This is a genomic window from Streptomyces sp. NPDC091271, from assembly GCF_044757505.1.
GTDB lineage: Bacteria > Actinomycetota > Actinomycetes > Streptomycetales > Streptomycetaceae > Streptomyces.
Genome location: NZ_JBIVVD010000006.1, coordinates 268,516 through 283,775, shown reverse-complemented (window position 1 = coordinate 283,775; position 15,260 = coordinate 268,516). Strand labels below are relative to the sequence as shown.

12 protein-coding genes are annotated in these 15,260 nt (G+C 71.1%); 6 read left to right on the top strand and 6 right to left on the bottom strand.

All coding sequences use genetic code 11. The annotated features are described in order from the left end of the window. Positions 1–112 precede the first annotated feature (112 nt). From aspS to ACIQM3_RS25365, 3 genes are all read left to right on the top strand, one after another. Entirely contained in the window at positions 113–1,930 is a 1,818-nt protein-coding gene (gene aspS / locus ACIQM3_RS25375) for an aspartate--tRNA ligase (protein ID WP_401627835.1), read from the top strand. Between the two features lie 150 nt (positions 1,931–2,080). Continuing rightward, the gene (locus ACIQM3_RS25370) at positions 2,081–3,010 is read left to right on the top strand and encodes an intradiol ring-cleavage dioxygenase (protein WP_401627833.1); all 930 of its coding nucleotides are present in this window, start codon (positions 2,081–2,083) and stop codon (positions 3,008–3,010) included. A 207-nt stretch (positions 3,011–3,217) separates the two neighbouring features. Continuing rightward, positions 3,218–3,979 carry a hypothetical protein gene (locus ACIQM3_RS25365; protein ID WP_401627831.1) on the top strand — a complete coding sequence of 254 codons (762 nt, stop codon included), beginning with the start codon at positions 3,218–3,220 and terminating at the stop codon, positions 3,977–3,979. A gap of 84 nt (positions 3,980–4,063) precedes the next feature. On the opposite strand, the gene metG is transcribed toward ACIQM3_RS25365, so the two are convergent. Together metG and ACIQM3_RS25355 are read right to left on the bottom strand one after the other, a co-directional pair. Beyond that, positions 4,064–5,677, bottom strand: a complete 1,614-nt coding sequence (metG, locus tag ACIQM3_RS25360) for a methionine--tRNA ligase (RefSeq protein ID WP_401627829.1) — start codon at positions 5,675–5,677, stop codon at positions 4,064–4,066. A gap of 186 nt (positions 5,678–5,863) precedes the next feature. Beyond that, positions 5,864–7,306, bottom strand: a complete 1,443-nt coding sequence (locus ACIQM3_RS25355) for a VWA domain-containing protein (protein WP_401627827.1) — start codon at positions 7,304–7,306, stop codon at positions 5,864–5,866. A 291-nt stretch (positions 7,307–7,597) separates the two neighbouring features. Here ACIQM3_RS25355 and ACIQM3_RS25350 point away from each other — a divergent pair, with 291 nt between their 5' ends. From ACIQM3_RS25350 to ACIQM3_RS25340, 3 genes are all read left to right on the top strand, one after another. Then, positions 7,598–9,658 carry a PhoX family protein gene (locus ACIQM3_RS25350; protein ID WP_401627825.1) on the top strand — a complete coding sequence of 687 codons (2,061 nt, stop codon included), beginning with the start codon at positions 7,598–7,600 and terminating at the stop codon, positions 9,656–9,658. 211 nt (positions 9,659–9,869) lie between these two features. Further along, a complete protein-coding gene (locus ACIQM3_RS25345) occupies positions 9,870–11,546 on the top strand; it encodes a hypothetical protein (RefSeq protein ID WP_401627823.1) in 1,677 nt (558 codons plus the stop codon). Between the two features lie 38 nt (positions 11,547–11,584). After that, complete coding sequence (locus ACIQM3_RS25340; RefSeq protein ID WP_401627821.1) at positions 11,585–11,998, top strand: RNA-binding S4 domain-containing protein; 414 nt, start codon at positions 11,585–11,587, stop codon at positions 11,996–11,998. A 16-nt stretch (positions 11,999–12,014) separates the two neighbouring features. Here ACIQM3_RS25340 and ACIQM3_RS25335 read toward each other — a convergent pair whose 3' ends face one another. The 4 genes from ACIQM3_RS25335 to ACIQM3_RS25320 all read right to left on the bottom strand — a co-directional run bounded on the left by ACIQM3_RS25335 (position 12,015) and on the right by ACIQM3_RS25320 (position 15,213). Further along, positions 12,015–12,260 (bottom strand): DUF2630 family protein, encoded by a 246-nt coding sequence (locus ACIQM3_RS25335; RefSeq protein WP_401627819.1) that lies wholly within the window; start codon positions 12,258–12,260, stop codon positions 12,015–12,017. Between the two features lie 49 nt (positions 12,261–12,309). Next, entirely contained in the window at positions 12,310–13,251 is a 942-nt protein-coding gene (locus ACIQM3_RS25330) for an NADP-dependent oxidoreductase (protein WP_401627817.1), read from the bottom strand. A gap of 89 nt (positions 13,252–13,340) precedes the next feature. Next, the gene (locus ACIQM3_RS25325) at positions 13,341–14,345 is read right to left on the bottom strand and encodes an endonuclease/exonuclease/phosphatase family protein (protein WP_401627815.1); all 1,005 of its coding nucleotides are present in this window, start codon (positions 14,343–14,345) and stop codon (positions 13,341–13,343) included. Between the two features lie 10 nt (positions 14,346–14,355). Beyond that, positions 14,356–15,213 (bottom strand): hypothetical protein, encoded by an 858-nt coding sequence (locus ACIQM3_RS25320; protein WP_401627813.1) that lies wholly within the window; start codon positions 15,211–15,213, stop codon positions 14,356–14,358. Between the last annotated feature and the right edge of the window lie 47 nt (positions 15,214–15,260).

Here is a 15,260-nt window from a genome sequence, read left to right as displayed (position 1 = left end):
TTCGGGCGGGTCTCGGACAGCCGTGCGGCGACAATGCCAATGAAGCGGTGCGTCCACGGGCGGTAGCCTGGGGTGTCAATCCACCCCGACCGCGAAGACTGGATGAACGACGATGCATCGGTACAGGTCCCACACCTGCGGCGAGCTCCGCGCCTCTGACGTCGGCACCGACGTCCGGCTGAGCGGCTGGCTGCACAATCGTCGAGACCTGGGCGGCATCCTCTTCATCGATCTGCGCGACCACTACGGTCTGGTGCAGCTCGTCGCCCGCCCCGGCACCCCCGGCAACGACGCCCTGTCGAAGCTGACCAAGGAGACCGTCGTCCGGATCGACGGCAAGGTCTCCGCGCGCGGCTCCGACAACGTCAACCCGGAGCTCCCGACCGGTGAGATCGAGATCGAGGTCACCGAGGTCGAGGTGCTGGGCGAGGCCGGCCCGCTGCCGTTCACGATCAACACCGAGGACGGGGTCAACGAGGAGCGGCGCCTGGAGTACCGCTTCCTCGACCTGCGCCGCGAGCGCATGCACCGCAACATCATGCTGCGCTCGTCCGTGATCGCCTCCATCCGTTCCAAGATGGTGGCCCTCGGCTTCAACGAGATGGCGACCCCGATCCTCGCCGCGACGTCCCCCGAGGGCGCCCGCGACTTCGTGGTCCCGTCCCGTCTGAACCCGGGCAAGTTCTACGCCCTTCCGCAGGCTCCGCAGCAGTTCAAGCAGCTGCTGATGATCTCCGGATTCGACCGCTACTTCCAGATCGCGCCGTGCTTCCGCGACGAGGACGCCCGCGCCGACCGCTCGCCCGGCGAGTTCTACCAGCTCGACGTCGAGATGTCGTTCGTCGAGCAGGAGGACGTCTTCCAGCCGATCGAGAAGCTCATGACCGAGCTCTTCGAGGAGTTCGGCAACGGCCGCCCTGTCACCTCGCCGTTCCCGCGCATCCCGTTCCGCGAGTCGATGCTGAAGTACGGCAACGACAAGCCGGACCTGCGTGCCCAGCTGGAACTCGTCGACATCTCCGACATCTTCGCGGACTCGGAGTTCAAGGCCTTCGCCGGAAAGCATGTCCGCGCCCTTCCGGTGCCGGACACCGCGGGCCAGTCCCGCAAGTTCTTCGACGGCCTCGGCGCGTACGCGGTCGAGCACGGCGCCAAGGGCCTCGCCTGGGTCCGCGTCGGCGAGGACGGCACGCTGGCGGGCCCGATCGCCAAGTTCCTCACCGAGACGGACATCAAGACCCTCACCGAGCGTCTGTCCCTCGTCCCCGGGCACGCCGTCTTCTTCGGCGCGGGCGAGTTCGACGAGGTCTCCAAGATCATGTCCGTCGTCCGCGTCGAGGCCGCCAAGCGCGCCGGCCTCTTCGAGGAGGGCGTCTTCCGCTTCTGCTGGATCGTCGACTTCCCGATGTACGAGAAGGACGAGGAGACCGGCAAGATCGACTTCTCGCACAACCCGTTCTCCATGCCGCAGGGCGGCATGAAGGACCTGGAGGAGAAGGACCCGCTCGACATCCTGGCGTGGCAGTACGACATCGTCTGCAACGGCATCGAGCTGTCCTCCGGCGCCATCCGTAACCACGAGCCCGAGGTCATGCTGAAGGCCTTCGCGATCGCCGGTTACGAGGCGGAGACCGTCGAGAGGGAGTTCGCGGGCATGCTGCGCGCGTTCCGCCTCGGCGCCCCGCCGCACGGTGGCATCGCCCCGGGTGTCGACCGCATCGTGATGCTGCTGGCCGACGAGCCCAACATCCGCGAGACGATCGCCTTCCCGCTCAACGGCAACGCTCAGGACCTGATGATGGGTGCCCCGAGCGTGCTGGACGAGACCCGGCTGCGCGAGCTGAACATCCAGCTCCGCAAGCCCGTCGCGGCCGCGAAGGACAAGCCCGACGTCACGGACGCCGTGGCGAAGGACACCGGAGCGAAGTAGGCGTCACCGGTTCCGCTTCGGTTCCACGTGAAACAGTCCCCGGCCACCGGCCGGGGACTGTTTCACGTGTGGAGCCGGCCAGGCACTCGCACAGGAACGCACAGCCGGCTCTCATCTCCCTGCCAGCCTGGCTGCCTAGGGTCACCGCTCATGACGGAGAATCAGGGACCCGCACACAAGAAAACCCTCACCCGGCGCCGCCTGGTGATCGGCGGAGCGGCGGTCGTGGCCGCGGCAGGAGTCGGGGCCGGGGTCGTTGCCACCGCCTCGGCCCAGGAGGAGGGCGAGGCGTCCGGCGCGGCGACCGGACAGGGTGAGGCGTGTTACCGCCTGACCTCGGAGACCACCGAGGGCCCGTACTACATCGACGCCGACAAGATCCGGAAGGACATCACCGAGGGCAAGGAGGGCATCCCGCTGACCCTGCGCCTGAAGGTGATCGACTCCGACACCTGCAAGCCGCTGAAGAAGGCGGCCGTCGACATCTGGCACTGCGACGCACTGGGCATCTACTCCGGTTACGAGAGCATGAGCCAGGGTGGCCCCGGCAGCGGCACTCCGCCGAGCGGCGCCCCCACGGACATGCCGACCGGAACCCCCACCGGAACCCCCACCGGGACGCCTCCTTCCGGGGGCCCGGGCGGCGGCGGTGGCGGACACAGCGAGCCCACCGACGACAAGCGCTATCTGCGGGGCACGCGCCTCACCGACCAGCACGGGTACGTGGAGTTCACGACGATCTTCCCGGGCTGGTACCAGGGCCGCGCCGTGCACATCCACACCAAGGTGCACGTCGGTGGGAAGATGACCGACGCCGGGTACGAGGGCGGGAACACCTGCCACACCGGTCAGTTCTTCTTCGCCGAGTCCGCCGTCCTCGACTCCGCGAAGGAGGAGCCGTACTCGACGAGCACCACCACCCGCACGACCCTCACCGAGGACACCATCTACGACCAGAGCGGTCTGACGGGCGGGCTGCTGAAGCTCTCGTACCGCAAGGGGAAGATGGCGCGCGGTGTGATCGGCTCCATCACGATGGGCGTCGACCCCGACGAGACCCACGACGGAACCGACCTCTAGACGGCACAGGACCCCCGGTGAAGGGCCCGGAACCATGACGGTTCCGGGCTCTTTGCCTGCGTACGGGTGGACCGTGCGGAACTCCCGGACCTCGGGTACACGAAGCGGGTACATCCGGATGGCCCCGGTTCCGGTTCGGCGCCGTCGGGCCCGGCAAGGACTGGCACGGGAAGTGCTCGTCCGCCCCCACCCGAGGAGTTCCGCACCGTGTCCGTCCCGCGCCGTCCGTACGTCCTGCTAGTCGCCCTGTTCCTGCTGGTCATCGGCTGTTCCGCCGGGGCGGTGCAGACCACCGACCCCTCCGCGCCCCGCGGCGCGGCCGGCCCGGAGTCCTCGGCCGCCACGCCCCGCACCGTGGAGAGCGTCCGCCCCCCGGCGGAGATCCCGGGGCTGGGCCCGGAGACCCGGGCGCAGATCCCGGCCACGGCCCGGCAGGCCGTCGTGGTGACCGGGCAGGGCCCCGATTCCAATCGGTCCGCGGTCATGCTCCACAACCTCGACGACCCCGCTCTCGGCTGGAGACCCGGGGCGGGCCCCTGGCCCGCCCACAACGGCATGGAGGGCTGGACGGACCACCATCTCGCGGACGACCTCCGGTCCCCCGTCGGGGTTTTCGGCCTCACCGACGCGGGCGGCCGGCTGCCCGACCCGGGCGCGCTGCTCCCGTACGACGAGCAGCACCGCTTCGCGGTGAGCGGCGAGGGCTTCCTGGGGGAACCGCTCGAAGGCTCCTTCGACTACGTCGTCGCCATCAACTACAACCGGACCCCGGGCACCAGTCCCCTGGACCGCACCCGGCCGCTCGGCGCGGAGAGGGGCGGCGGCATCTGGATCCACGTGGACCACGGCGGGCCGACCCAGGGCTGTGTCTCGCTGACCGAGGACCGGATGCGCGAACTGCTGCTCACCCTCGACCCCGCCAAGCACCCGGTGATCGTGATGGGGGACGCAGCGTCGCTGGCCCGGTGAAACGCCGGACGCGCTGACGGGTCACACGCAGGAGCCCGGGTCCCGATGTGTTCGGGTCCCGGGCTCCTGCACTGCGTACGCCGCTTATGCGGGCTTCTCCTCCAGGCGCGGGAACAGCACCGCGCCCTTCGTCACCGTCGCGCCCACGGCCAGCTGACCCCAGCGGCCCGCGTCCTGCACCGGCTGGCCGGCCAGTGCGCCCAGGGACGCCTCGGCGCCAAGGGACTCCCACAGCTTCTGCGAGGTGTCCGGCATGACGGCGTTCAGCAGGACGGCGACACCGCGCAGTGACTCGGCCGCCGTGTACAGGATGGTCGCGAGCCGTGCCTGGCCCTCGGGCGACGTGTCCTTCGCGACCTTCCAGGGCTCCTGCTCCGTGATGTAGCCGTTGACCTGCTTCACGAAGTCGAAGATCGCCAGGATGCCGCCCTGGAAGTCCAGCTCCTCGCCGATCTTCTGATCGGCCGAGGCGACGGCCTTGACCAGGCCCTCCTGGACCGCCCGCTCCGCGTCACCGGCGGCCGTGGCCTCCGGGAGCGCGCCGCCGAAGTACTTGCCGACCATGGCCGCGACGCGCGAGGCGAGGTTGCCGTAGTCGTTGGCGAGCTCGGAGGTGTAGCGGGCGCTGAAGTCCTCCCAGGAGAACGAGCCGTCGCTGCCGTAGGCGATGGCCCGGAGGAAGTACCAGCGGTACGCGTCCACGCCGAAGTGCGAGGTCAGGTCCTGCGGCTTGATGCCCGTCAGATTCGACTTGGACATCTTCTCGCCGCCGACCATCAGCCAGCCGTTGGCGACGACCTTGCCGGGCAGCGGCAGGCCCTGCGCCATCAGCATGGCCGGCCAGATGACCGAGTGGAAGCGCAGGATGTCCTTGCCGATCAGGTGCACGTCCGCCGGGAAGGTGCCGTCGAACTTCTCCTGGTTGGCGCCGTAGCCGACCGCCGTCGCGTAGTTGAGCAGCGCGTCGATCCACACGTAGATGACGTGCTTCGGGTCCCACGGCACCGGGACACCCCAGTCGAACGTGGAGCGCGAGATCGACAGGTCCTGCAGGCCCTGCTTGACGAAGTTCACGATCTCGTTGCGGGCGGACTCGGGCTGGATGAAGCCCGGGTTGGCCGCGTAGAACTCCATGAGCTTCGGACCGTACTCACTGAGCTTGAAGAAGTAGTTCTCCTCCTTGAGGAGCTCCACCGGCTTCTTGTGGATCGGGCACAGCTTCGTGCCGTCCTCGGCCTCGATCAGGTCGCCGGGGAGCTTGTACTCCTCGCAGCCCACGCAGTACGGGCCTTCGTACCCGCCCTTGTAGATCTGGTCCTTGTCGTACAGGTCCTGCACGAACTCCTGCACACGGTCGGTGTGCCGCTTCTCCGTCGTACGGATGAAGTCGTCGTTCGCGATGTTCAGGTGCTCCCAGAGGGGCTTCCAGGCCTCCTCGACGAGCTTGTCGCACCAGGCCTGGGGCGTGACGTCGTTCGCCTCGGCCGTGCGCATGATCTTCTGACCGTGCTCGTCCGTGCCGGTGAGGTACCACACCTTCTCGCCGCGCTGGCGGTGCCAGCGGGTGAGCACGTCGCCTGCGACGGTCGTATAGGCGTGCCCCAGGTGAGGAGCGTCGTTGACGTAGTAAATGGGGGTCGATACGTAGAAACTCTTCACGCCGTCGCCCCCTTGCTTCTCGGATCCAGTGGCCGCCATGGTCGAAATCCTAACGGTCCGTGGGAGATCCACTCACATCGATTACGGCCGCCCCGGCCACGGAGAGCCGGCGACCGGACGCGGCTGGAGTGACACGGCGTCTGTCGTGATGGTCCACGGCGGTACGGTCACGGCGCTACCCGGCCCGGAGGGCGGGCTCGCCGTGACCGTACGGCTGCCGGTGGATCAGTCCTCCGCGACGGCCCCGCGGGCGCCGGCCCAGGCGGGCAGTGCGGCGAGGACCTCCCGGTAGAACGCCGCGTCGGGGACCTCGCGCGGGGCGGGGCCCGCGTGGAAGAACCCGGCGTTCTCGACGTCCAGCCTGCGCAGGAAGTCGAAGGCCTTCGCGTCCTCGTCGCCGAATGCGACGAACTGGAAGAACAGCGGCAGCCGTGCCGCGTCCGCGAGGGCCTGCTTGGCCGCCACCTTGGCGTCCGGGGCGCCGTCCGTCTGGAAGACGACCAGTGCCGGGCCGCTGGCGCCGGACTTCTCGTAGTGCGCGACGACCTCCTCGACGGCCCGGTGGTAGTTCGTCCGGCCCAGGCGGCCGAGGTCCGCGTTCAGCTCGTCGATCCGGCCCTCGTGGGCGGTGAGGTCGATCGCCCCGGTGCCGTCGATGTCGGTCGAGAAGAAGACCACGGGCACGGTGGCGTTCGGGTCCAGGTGGGCAGCGAGCGCCAGGGCGCGGTCGCCCAGGTGCTGGGCGCTGCCGTCCTTGTAGAACGGCCGCATGGAACCGGACCGGTCGAGCACCAGATACACGGTGGCCCGCAGCCCGGTCAGCCCGTGCGCCTTGAGCCCGGCCTGTGCGGCCTTGTACGGGGCCACGAGCGCGGGCGCCGCCGCCTTGACCCGGGCGAGGGTGACGGCGGGCTTGCCCGCGGCGGCGGCGGACTTGGCCGCGGGTGCGGCGACGGGCTCGGCGGCGGCGACGGGCTCCGGGGCGGCTTCCGGCTCGGCGGCGGCGACGGGCTCGGGTGCGGCTTCCGGCTCGGGCTCCGGCTCCGGTGCGGTTTCGGCGACGGGCCGGGCCTCGGCGACCGGCTCGGCGGCAGCGACCGGCTCGGGCGCGACGGCCGGCTCGGGCTCCGCGGCGGCGACCGGCTCGGCCGGCTTCTCGGTGGCGGCCGGCTCGACGACCGCCTCCGCCTTCTCCTCGGCGGCCGGTGCCTCGGCAGCAGGAAGCTGCTCCGCCTCCGGCTCCGGGTCGATGTCGATCGTGATCGGCGCGGCGACAGCCGGTTCCGTCAGCGTCACCGCGGCGGTCTCCTCGGCCGCGTCCTTCCCGGCGTCCGCGGCCGGCTTCGCCTCCGGGTCCGACCCCTGGGCCGGAACCCTCGGCGCGGACGTGGAGGCAGGCGTGGCCGCCGAGGTCGTGGCCGCCTTGTCGAAGGCCGCCGCGACCAGGTCCGACGCCTGTCCGCTGTCGTCCCCGGTACCGGCGGACCGGTCCGAGGAGGAGGCCGGGGCCGGTACCGAGGCCTTCGCGGGCTCGGCCGCCGAAGTGGCGTTCTCCGGCTCCGGCTCCGTGGGCTGGGTGCGCTCGGCCTGGGGCGGGACGGTGGCCGTGGTCGGCTCGTCCTGCTCCGTCCGGCCGAACACCTTGCGCAGCAAGCTCCGAATGCCCATGGGCGAGGCCTTTCGCATGAGTTGGGTGCGATAAATGTCCGTACTGCGGGAATTGATCCCTGGCCAGGGCGGATACGTAAGGTTAGCGGCCGGATCCGGCCGTTCGGCGGCGCGGCCCGCCCCTGCGTCAACCGAGCTCCAACCGAGTCGTCATCGAGTCCTGAACGGGGCCCAGGACAAAGGGAAGAGGAGCGGTGTCCCGGACTTCACCCTCCGTTCACCGGCAGTCCCACGAACGGCGTGGATGCGCACCTACCGTCACGCGTGACACACAGACGGAGGGACGAAAACGTGCGCGATCTGCTGCCGCTCATCGGCTCGCACCAGGGCGGGCGCTCTGCGCTGACCTGCCGCTACCGCTGCGGTGACGCCTGCTTCCAGGAGGTCCCGAACACCAGCGACAACGAGTACGCCGGCGACATCATCGCCGGTGCCCTGTCACGCCGGTCGATGATGCGCGCCGCCGCCGTGGTGACCGTGGCAGCCGCCGCCGGAACCACCGCTCTGGCCGGCCCCGCGGCCCCGAGTGCCGAGGCCGCCCCCCTCGCGGGCCGTACGGGCGGCAAGCCGAAGCCCACCGCCCAGGGCGCCCGGGGTCTGCGCTTCGCGGCGGTCGCGCCCAACACGGACGACAAGGTCACGATCCCCGACGGCTACGGCCAGAACGTCGTGATCCGCTGGGGCGAACCGATCCTGCGCGGCGCTCCCCGCTTCGACCCCGACAAGCAGTCGGCGAAGGCGCAGGCGGGACAGTTCGGCTACAACAACGACTTCCTCTCCCTGCTCCCGCTGCGCGGTGAGCACGGCCGTCAGGTCCTGGTCGCCAATCACGAGTACACGGACGAGATCCTGATGTTCCGTGCATACGATCCGGCCAGTCCGACCCGTGAGCAGGTCGAGATCGCCTGGGCGGCGCACGGACTCTCCGTGGTCGTCGTCCAGGAGGAGAACCGCACCGGCAAGCTCGCGCCGGTCAACCGCCACCCGCTGAACCGCCGTCTCACCGCGACCAGCGAATTCCGGGTCACCGGCCCCGCCGCCGGGAGCCCGTTGCTCCGTACCTCCGCCGACCGCACCGGCCGCAAGGTGCTGGGCACCCTCAACAACTGCGCGGGCGGCACCACCCCGTGGGGCACCACGCTGCACGGCGAGGAGAACTTCAACCAGTACTTCGCGAACGGTTCCACCGACACCGACAAGCGCTACGGCATCGGCACGGCCGCCACCGAGCGCAAGTGGGAGCGGTTCGACAAGCGCTTCGACCTGGCACAGGAGCCCAACGAGGCGCACCGCTTCGGCTGGGTCGTCGAGCTCGACCCGTACGACCCCGACTCCACGCCCCGCAAGCGGACCGCGCTCGGCCGGTTCAAGCACGAGGCGGCGCAGCCCCGGCTGACCGCCGACGGCCGTCCCGTGGTCTACATGGGCGACGACGAGCGGTTCGACTACTTCTACAAGTTCGTCTCCAGCAAGCGGATGAAGAAGGGGAACTCGCGGGCCGCCCGGGAGCACAACCTCACGCTGCTGGACGAGGGGACGCTGTACGTCGCCAAGCTGACCGGGGACTCCCCGTCCGCGGAGTTCGACGGCACGGGCAAGCTCCCCTCGGACGGCGAGTTCGACGGCAGTGGCGTCTGGATCCCGCTCGCCACCGGCACCACCTCGCACGTCCCGGGCATGACGGCCGACGAGGTGTACGTCTTCACCCGTCTGGCCGGTGACAAGGTCGGCGCGACGAAGATGGACCGCCCCGAGGACGTCGAGCCCTCGCCGCGCACCGGCCGGGTCTACATCGCGCTCACCAACAACACCGACCGCGGCAAGGCGGGCAAGGCCGGCGCCGACGAGGCCAACCCGCGCAACGCCAACAAGCACGGTCAGATCCTGGAGCTCGCGGAGAACTGGGACGATCCGGCGGGTGACGGCTTCGCCTGGCGGCTGTTCCTCGTCGCGGGCGACCCGGAGGACCCCGCGACGTACTTCGCCGGGTTCCCGAAGGAGAAGGTCAGCCCCATCTCCTGCCCCGACAACGTGGCCTTCGACGACCACGGCAACCTCTGGATCTCCACGGACGGCGCCCAGCTCGGCTCGCACGACGGCCTGTTCGGCGTCGCGACGCAGGGCGAACGCCGGGGCGAGCTCAAGCAGTTCCTGACCGTGCCGACCGGCGCGGAGACCTGCGGCCCGGTGATCCAGGACCGCCGCGTCCTCGTCGCCGTGCAGCACCCGGGCGAGGTCGACGGCGCCTCCGTCGAGAAGCCCGCGAGCACCTGGCCGGACGGGAAGGGGAGGATCGTGCGCCCGTCGGTCGTCGCCGTCTGGCGCAAGGACGGCAGCGACATCGGCGTCTGACCGGCCCGGAGACCGGCGCCGGCCACCGCGGCGGCGCCGGAAACGGAAGCCCGTCTACGGACTGTGCGCGCCCGGTGCATGCCTGATGGGGGTCGTCCCTATGTGTGAGCGGGGAACGCAGTTGCGTTGCTAGCGTGACCGGCCGGTGTGCCTGATGACCGATCAGATGCACCGGCCGATCGGTTCACGCGCACTCACGAAGGGCCCCCACATGGGACAACCATCCCGCAGAACACGCCTCGCGGCCTGTGCCGTGGCGGCAGGCGCACTGCTGTCCGCGCTGGTCCCGGCGGCGGGAGCCACAGCCGCCCCCGCCTCCGCCCCGCGCACCGTCGCCGCGGACGACCCCGTCCCGGGCCATGAGGGCATGCCGGACGACGGCTTCGAGGACGAACCCGAGGGCGAGCAGGACGATCTCGCCGGCCCGGACGGAACCCTCACCGGCCGGTCGGCCGCCGACGTGCTTCCGGCCCCGGTCCCGGGCCGCGCCGGGGACTTCAAGCTGGCGGCGGGTTCCTCCCTCACCGGCCTGGTGAACGATCTGGACGCCGCGCTGCCCAAGCAGGGCCTCACCGAGCTCATGGAGCAGGCCAACCGCCCCGCAGGCTGGGAGGGCGCCTGTGGCAGTTCCAGCATCTACGGACCCGATCTCGCGGTGAACCACCGCATCTGCTGGAAGAGCGACGACGCCACGTCCACGGAGTGGATCCCGCAGGCGATCACCGGCGTCTCGGACGCGCAGGAGGACGAGGACTGGGGTTCGTCGAACGCGGAGCCGATCGCCGTCGCGGGGTACGACGCCGCCAACCCGGGCCGCAGCGACTACACGTCGGGCCGGGACAACTGTGTCCAGGACTCCGCTTCCGACGCCTGCAACGAGAAGGGCATCCGGGTCAGCTTCTTCAACCAGGCCACCCAGATGTACCGCCATGTGCTGCTGGTCTGGCCCTACGTCAATTCCAAGGACCACATCTCCTTCGACGCGCTGCACGCGCGTGAGGGCACGTGCACGACCAGCGTGACGGCCTCCTGCAAGGCCCAGGGAGGCATACACGCCGGCGGCATGGTCTGGTACGGCAACTACCTGTACGTCGCCGACACCGCCAACGGCATGCGGGTCTTCGACCTGCGCAAGATCATGGACCTCAACCCCGACAACGACGCGGATGTCAACGACCCGACCCCGGACGGCCTGGTCAGCGACGTCCTGGACAAGAAGCGGGTCGGTCGCCAGAGCAACGTCTGGTACAGCTACGGCTACCGGTACGTGATGCCCCAGGTCGCCACGCTGAAGTTCACGACGGCGAAGAACGGTCAGGAAACCAGCGGGAACCAGTGCTACTCCACCGGCCGCCCCAAGGCCTCGTACATCTCGCTGGACCGGACGGACACCGATCACCTCGTCCTCGGTGAGTACTGCAACCACAACAACGGCGGTGACAGCACGGGCCGGGTCGGGACCTATCCGATGACCGCCCTGACGGCCGCCGTCGAGGGCGCGGCGGGGACGACCGCGAGTGCCGACCTCGCGTACGGGCTGCCGGCCGGTGCCGTCTTCAACGGCGAGGACCTGTGGCACAAGATCCAGGGCGTGACGCGGTACGAGGGCAGGTGGTACTTCCACCGCAGCAACGCGTCGGGCAACGGGCGTCTGCTCCAGGCCGCACCGCAGTCGGCCGACGGCACCTCGCAGCTCGTCGGGAACGCGAAGGTCCTGCAGTCCGCGGTCGGGCCGGAGGACCTCTACGTCGCGCACGGCCGGGGTGACGGCTTCGCCCCGCAGCTCTACTCGCTCGGCGAGCACGCCCCGACCACGGAGTGCCCCGGGTGCAAGCGTGAGATGTACAGCTACAACATGGCCGAGGTCATCGGCGACTTCGGTTCCTGACCCGTCCCGCGGCGCCTCACCGGATTAGAGTCGTAGGCATGGTTTCCGGTGAGGCGCCGCAGGCGGAGGGAAGCGTCCGGGTCGATGCCTGGATCTGGGCGGTCCGGCTGACGAAGACCCGGTCGCAGGCGGCTGCCGCCTGCCGCGCGGGACATGTGCGCGTGAACGGCGAGCGCGCGAAGCCCGCCCAGGCCCTGCGTACGGGCGACGAGGTGCGGCTGCGGCACGCCGGCCGGGACCGGATCGTGGTCGTCTCCAAGATCGTGAAGAAGCGGGTGGGCCCGCCGGTCGCCGCAGAGTGCTTCGTCGACAACAGCCCGCCCCCGCCGCCGCGCGAGATGGCGGTCCAGGTCCCGGTCCGCGACCGGGGCACGGGCCGCCCGACCAAGCGGGACCGCCGCGAGATGGAACGCCTCCAGGGCTTCCAGGGCCGGGGCCCGGACGCCGGCTAGACGGCTCGGCAGCCCTTCAGCTCTGGTAGCCCTCCACCTCGTCGGCGGGGCGCACCCGCGCCTGGGAGGGGTCCTCGCCGAATTCGCTGAGCGCGCGCCGCTGCCGCAGCAGGTCCCAGCACTGGTCCAGCTGGACCTCCACCTCGCGCAGCCGTGACCGCTCCTCGGCGGAGAGGCCCAGTTCGGCGGTGGAGCGGGCGCGCAGGGCGCGCTCCTCGGTGATCAGCCCGTCGATGTTCTCGAAGATGTCCTGCTCGGCCATGAGAGCTCCCGGTCGGTGTCCTGGTCGGTGTCCTGGGACTACGTGTCCTTCAGATGACGAAGACGGTCTTGCCGCGCGCCCCGCCCGCGCGGTTCTGGGCGAGTGCCTGCGGTGCCTTCTCCAGGGGCAGCTCCATGTCGATGGGCACATCAAGCTCCCCACGCGCCACCGCCGAGGCCAGCTCCTCCAGCACCGCGGCGGTCGGAGCGAGCCGGAAGTCGGCCCAGGCGATGCCCGGCGGCGCGGTTACGCCCCGGGTGGTGACCGCGACCCCGCCGTCACGCACCAGGGCGGTGTACGCCGCGAACGAGGCTGCGTCCGCCGAGACGAGGTCGACGAGGGCGTCGACGCCGTCCGGGTACAGATCGCGCACCGCGGCCTCCAGCGCTTCCGGGCCCATGGTCGTGTCGACCGTGGCGGCGGCGCCGAGCGCCCCCATCCGCCGCTTCTCGTCGCCACGCACGGCGGCGACCACCGCTGTCCCGCGGGCCGCCGCGAGCTGGGTCAGGAAGCTGCCGACACCGCCCGTCGCCCCGACGACCAGCAGGCTGAGTCCGCTGCGCACGGCCGTGCTCGACAGGATCTGCGCGGCGGTCGACCCGGCCGACGGGAGCGCCGCCGCCAGCTGGAGCGGCATGTCGCGAGGGACCAGGGCGATCGGGGAGTCCTGCGGGACGCACACGTATTCGCCGTAGGCCCCACAGCGTCCGAGGGGCGGGGCCGTCGCGCGGCCGAAGACGGGGTCACCGACCCGGAAGCGGTTGTCGCCGCTGCCGATCATGTCCACCCGGCCGGCGAAATCGGTGCCCAGGACGAGTGGGAACACCTGCGGGACGGCACCGTCCGGAGCGGCGTCGGCGGTCTGCCAGTCGAGCGGGTTCAGCGCCGCGTACTCGACCTTGACCCGCACCTCGCCCGCACCGGGGTCGGGCTTCGGCAGCTCGACGGGACAGGGCTCCGCACGGAACGCGCTGACGGCGATGGCTCGCATACGGCAGACCTCTCACTCGCCCCCGGCTCTCACGCATCCCACTGTCGCCCGGCCCACGCACCCCCGCACGTCGGGCCCGGGACCCGGGATCACCCGTCGTGGAGGGCCAGCGAGACGAGCAGGGCCCGGTGGTCGGTGCCGCTCAGGTCCAGGAAGCGGGCGGACCGCACGGAGAAGTCGTCGCTGACCAGGACGTGGTCGATCTGGGTGCGCAGGGGCGTACGGCGGTCGGCGGGCCAGCTGTACGTACGGGACCTGCCGGCGATCCTCGCGCTGTCGTGGAGCGCGCCCGCGTCGAGCACCTCGCGGAAGGCGGCATGGTCCTGGGAGGCGTTGAAGTCGCCCGCCAGCAGGACCGGCCCGCCCTTGGCCTCCGCCGCGAAGTCCTTGATGCGGCCGAGCTCGTCCCGCCACCCCCCGACCCTGCCCGGCACCGGCGGCAGCGGGTGCGCGAGCTGCAGCCGGACGTCCCTGCCGGCGACTTCGGCCACCGATCCCGGCATCGCCATGACTCCGTCGACAGGGTCGGCGGGCCGCAGCGGATACCGGCTGAGCAGGGCGGAGCCGAGCGAGCCGTCGAGGCGGACGACCTCGCGGTAGGGGTACACGGCCTCCGGGATCCGGGCGGCGAGGGCGTCGGCGCAGAGCAGATCGCACTCCTGGACGAAGACGAGGTCGGGCCGTTCGCGCCGGACCGCGTCGATCAGCCCTTCCGTGGCGCCGCCGAACTCCACGTTGGAGGTCAGGACGCGCAGCTCGGCCAGGACGGGCCCCTGCGCCCCCGTGGTGCCGGGGCCGTACGGCTTGGCGTACCAGCCGGTGGCCGCGAGCACCACGACCGCCCAGACCATGCCCGTACGCCACCGGGCGATGCCCGCGAGCACGAGGCCGGCGCCGCCGGGGACGAGCAGCCAGGGCAGGAAGGCGAGGGCCTGGGGCACCGGTGTGGGGCCGTCGGCGTCCGCGGCGCGGAAACCGAGGACGAGGGTGGCGCAGGACAGGGCGAGCGCGGCGCACCCGCCGGCGGCTGTGCGCCCCCGCCCGCGTGGGTGGGCCCCGTCCTCCACGGCCGCCCTCGCGGCGCTGCTGCTCACGCCGGGAGTCCTACCCGCGCCGCGCCGCCACGACCCGTCCCACAAGGCCGACGACCGCCAGGACCGCCCCCACGAGCAGCACGATCCACACGGTCGTACGCAGGGACGCGGTCAGCGCGTCGTACACCGCGGCGGCCCCGTCCCGGTCGGTTCCGGGCACCTGGTCGAGCACCCGGTCGCGGCCGGCCGCGACCGCGATCCGGAGCAGGCCCGCGCCGAGGACGAGGCCACCGCCGGCCAGGGCCGAGGCCGTCAGACCGGCGTGGAGGCCGCCGCGTACGAGCGTGAGACCCAGCACCAGGACGAGCAGCACCACCGTCGCCACGGCCGGCCAGACGCTGCAGTACCTGAGCCACTGGAACGAGGACCGCAGGTCGTCCGCGCGGTCGGCGGACAGCACGGTGATGGAGGTCTCCCTGACCGGGATCCGGTCGGCGAAGGGCACCCCGCTGCTGACCAGTTCCTTCTTGACCTCCTCGATCACCGGCGCGAGACCGATGGTCACCGCCTGCCCGTCGTCCCCGTGCAGTGAAGCGGTCACGGTCTGGTGCGCCGTCCGGTTCGCGCTGTCCCAGGCCCGCCGGAACGCCTCGGTCGTGGTGAACGACAGGGCGGACTCGTGCAGGAACTGCTCGACGGTGTCCTGGAGCGGACCGACGTCGATGTTCTTCATCGCCTCGTCCGTGACCAGCGTGGCGACGGTTTCCCGTACATCGGCGTCGGAGGCCAGCGGTGAGACGGCGGCCAGATAGCGGTCGGTGTCGTCGAGCTCCAGATCGACCCACGCCGAGAGCGCGCTCACCGGGACCAGCAAGGCCAGCACGACGAGCAGCACCGCCGAGAGAGCCGCTGACAGACAGTTCCGCACAGGCCCCAGCCAATCCCCTGTGGCGGCGGGGCGCTCCGGGCCGTGGG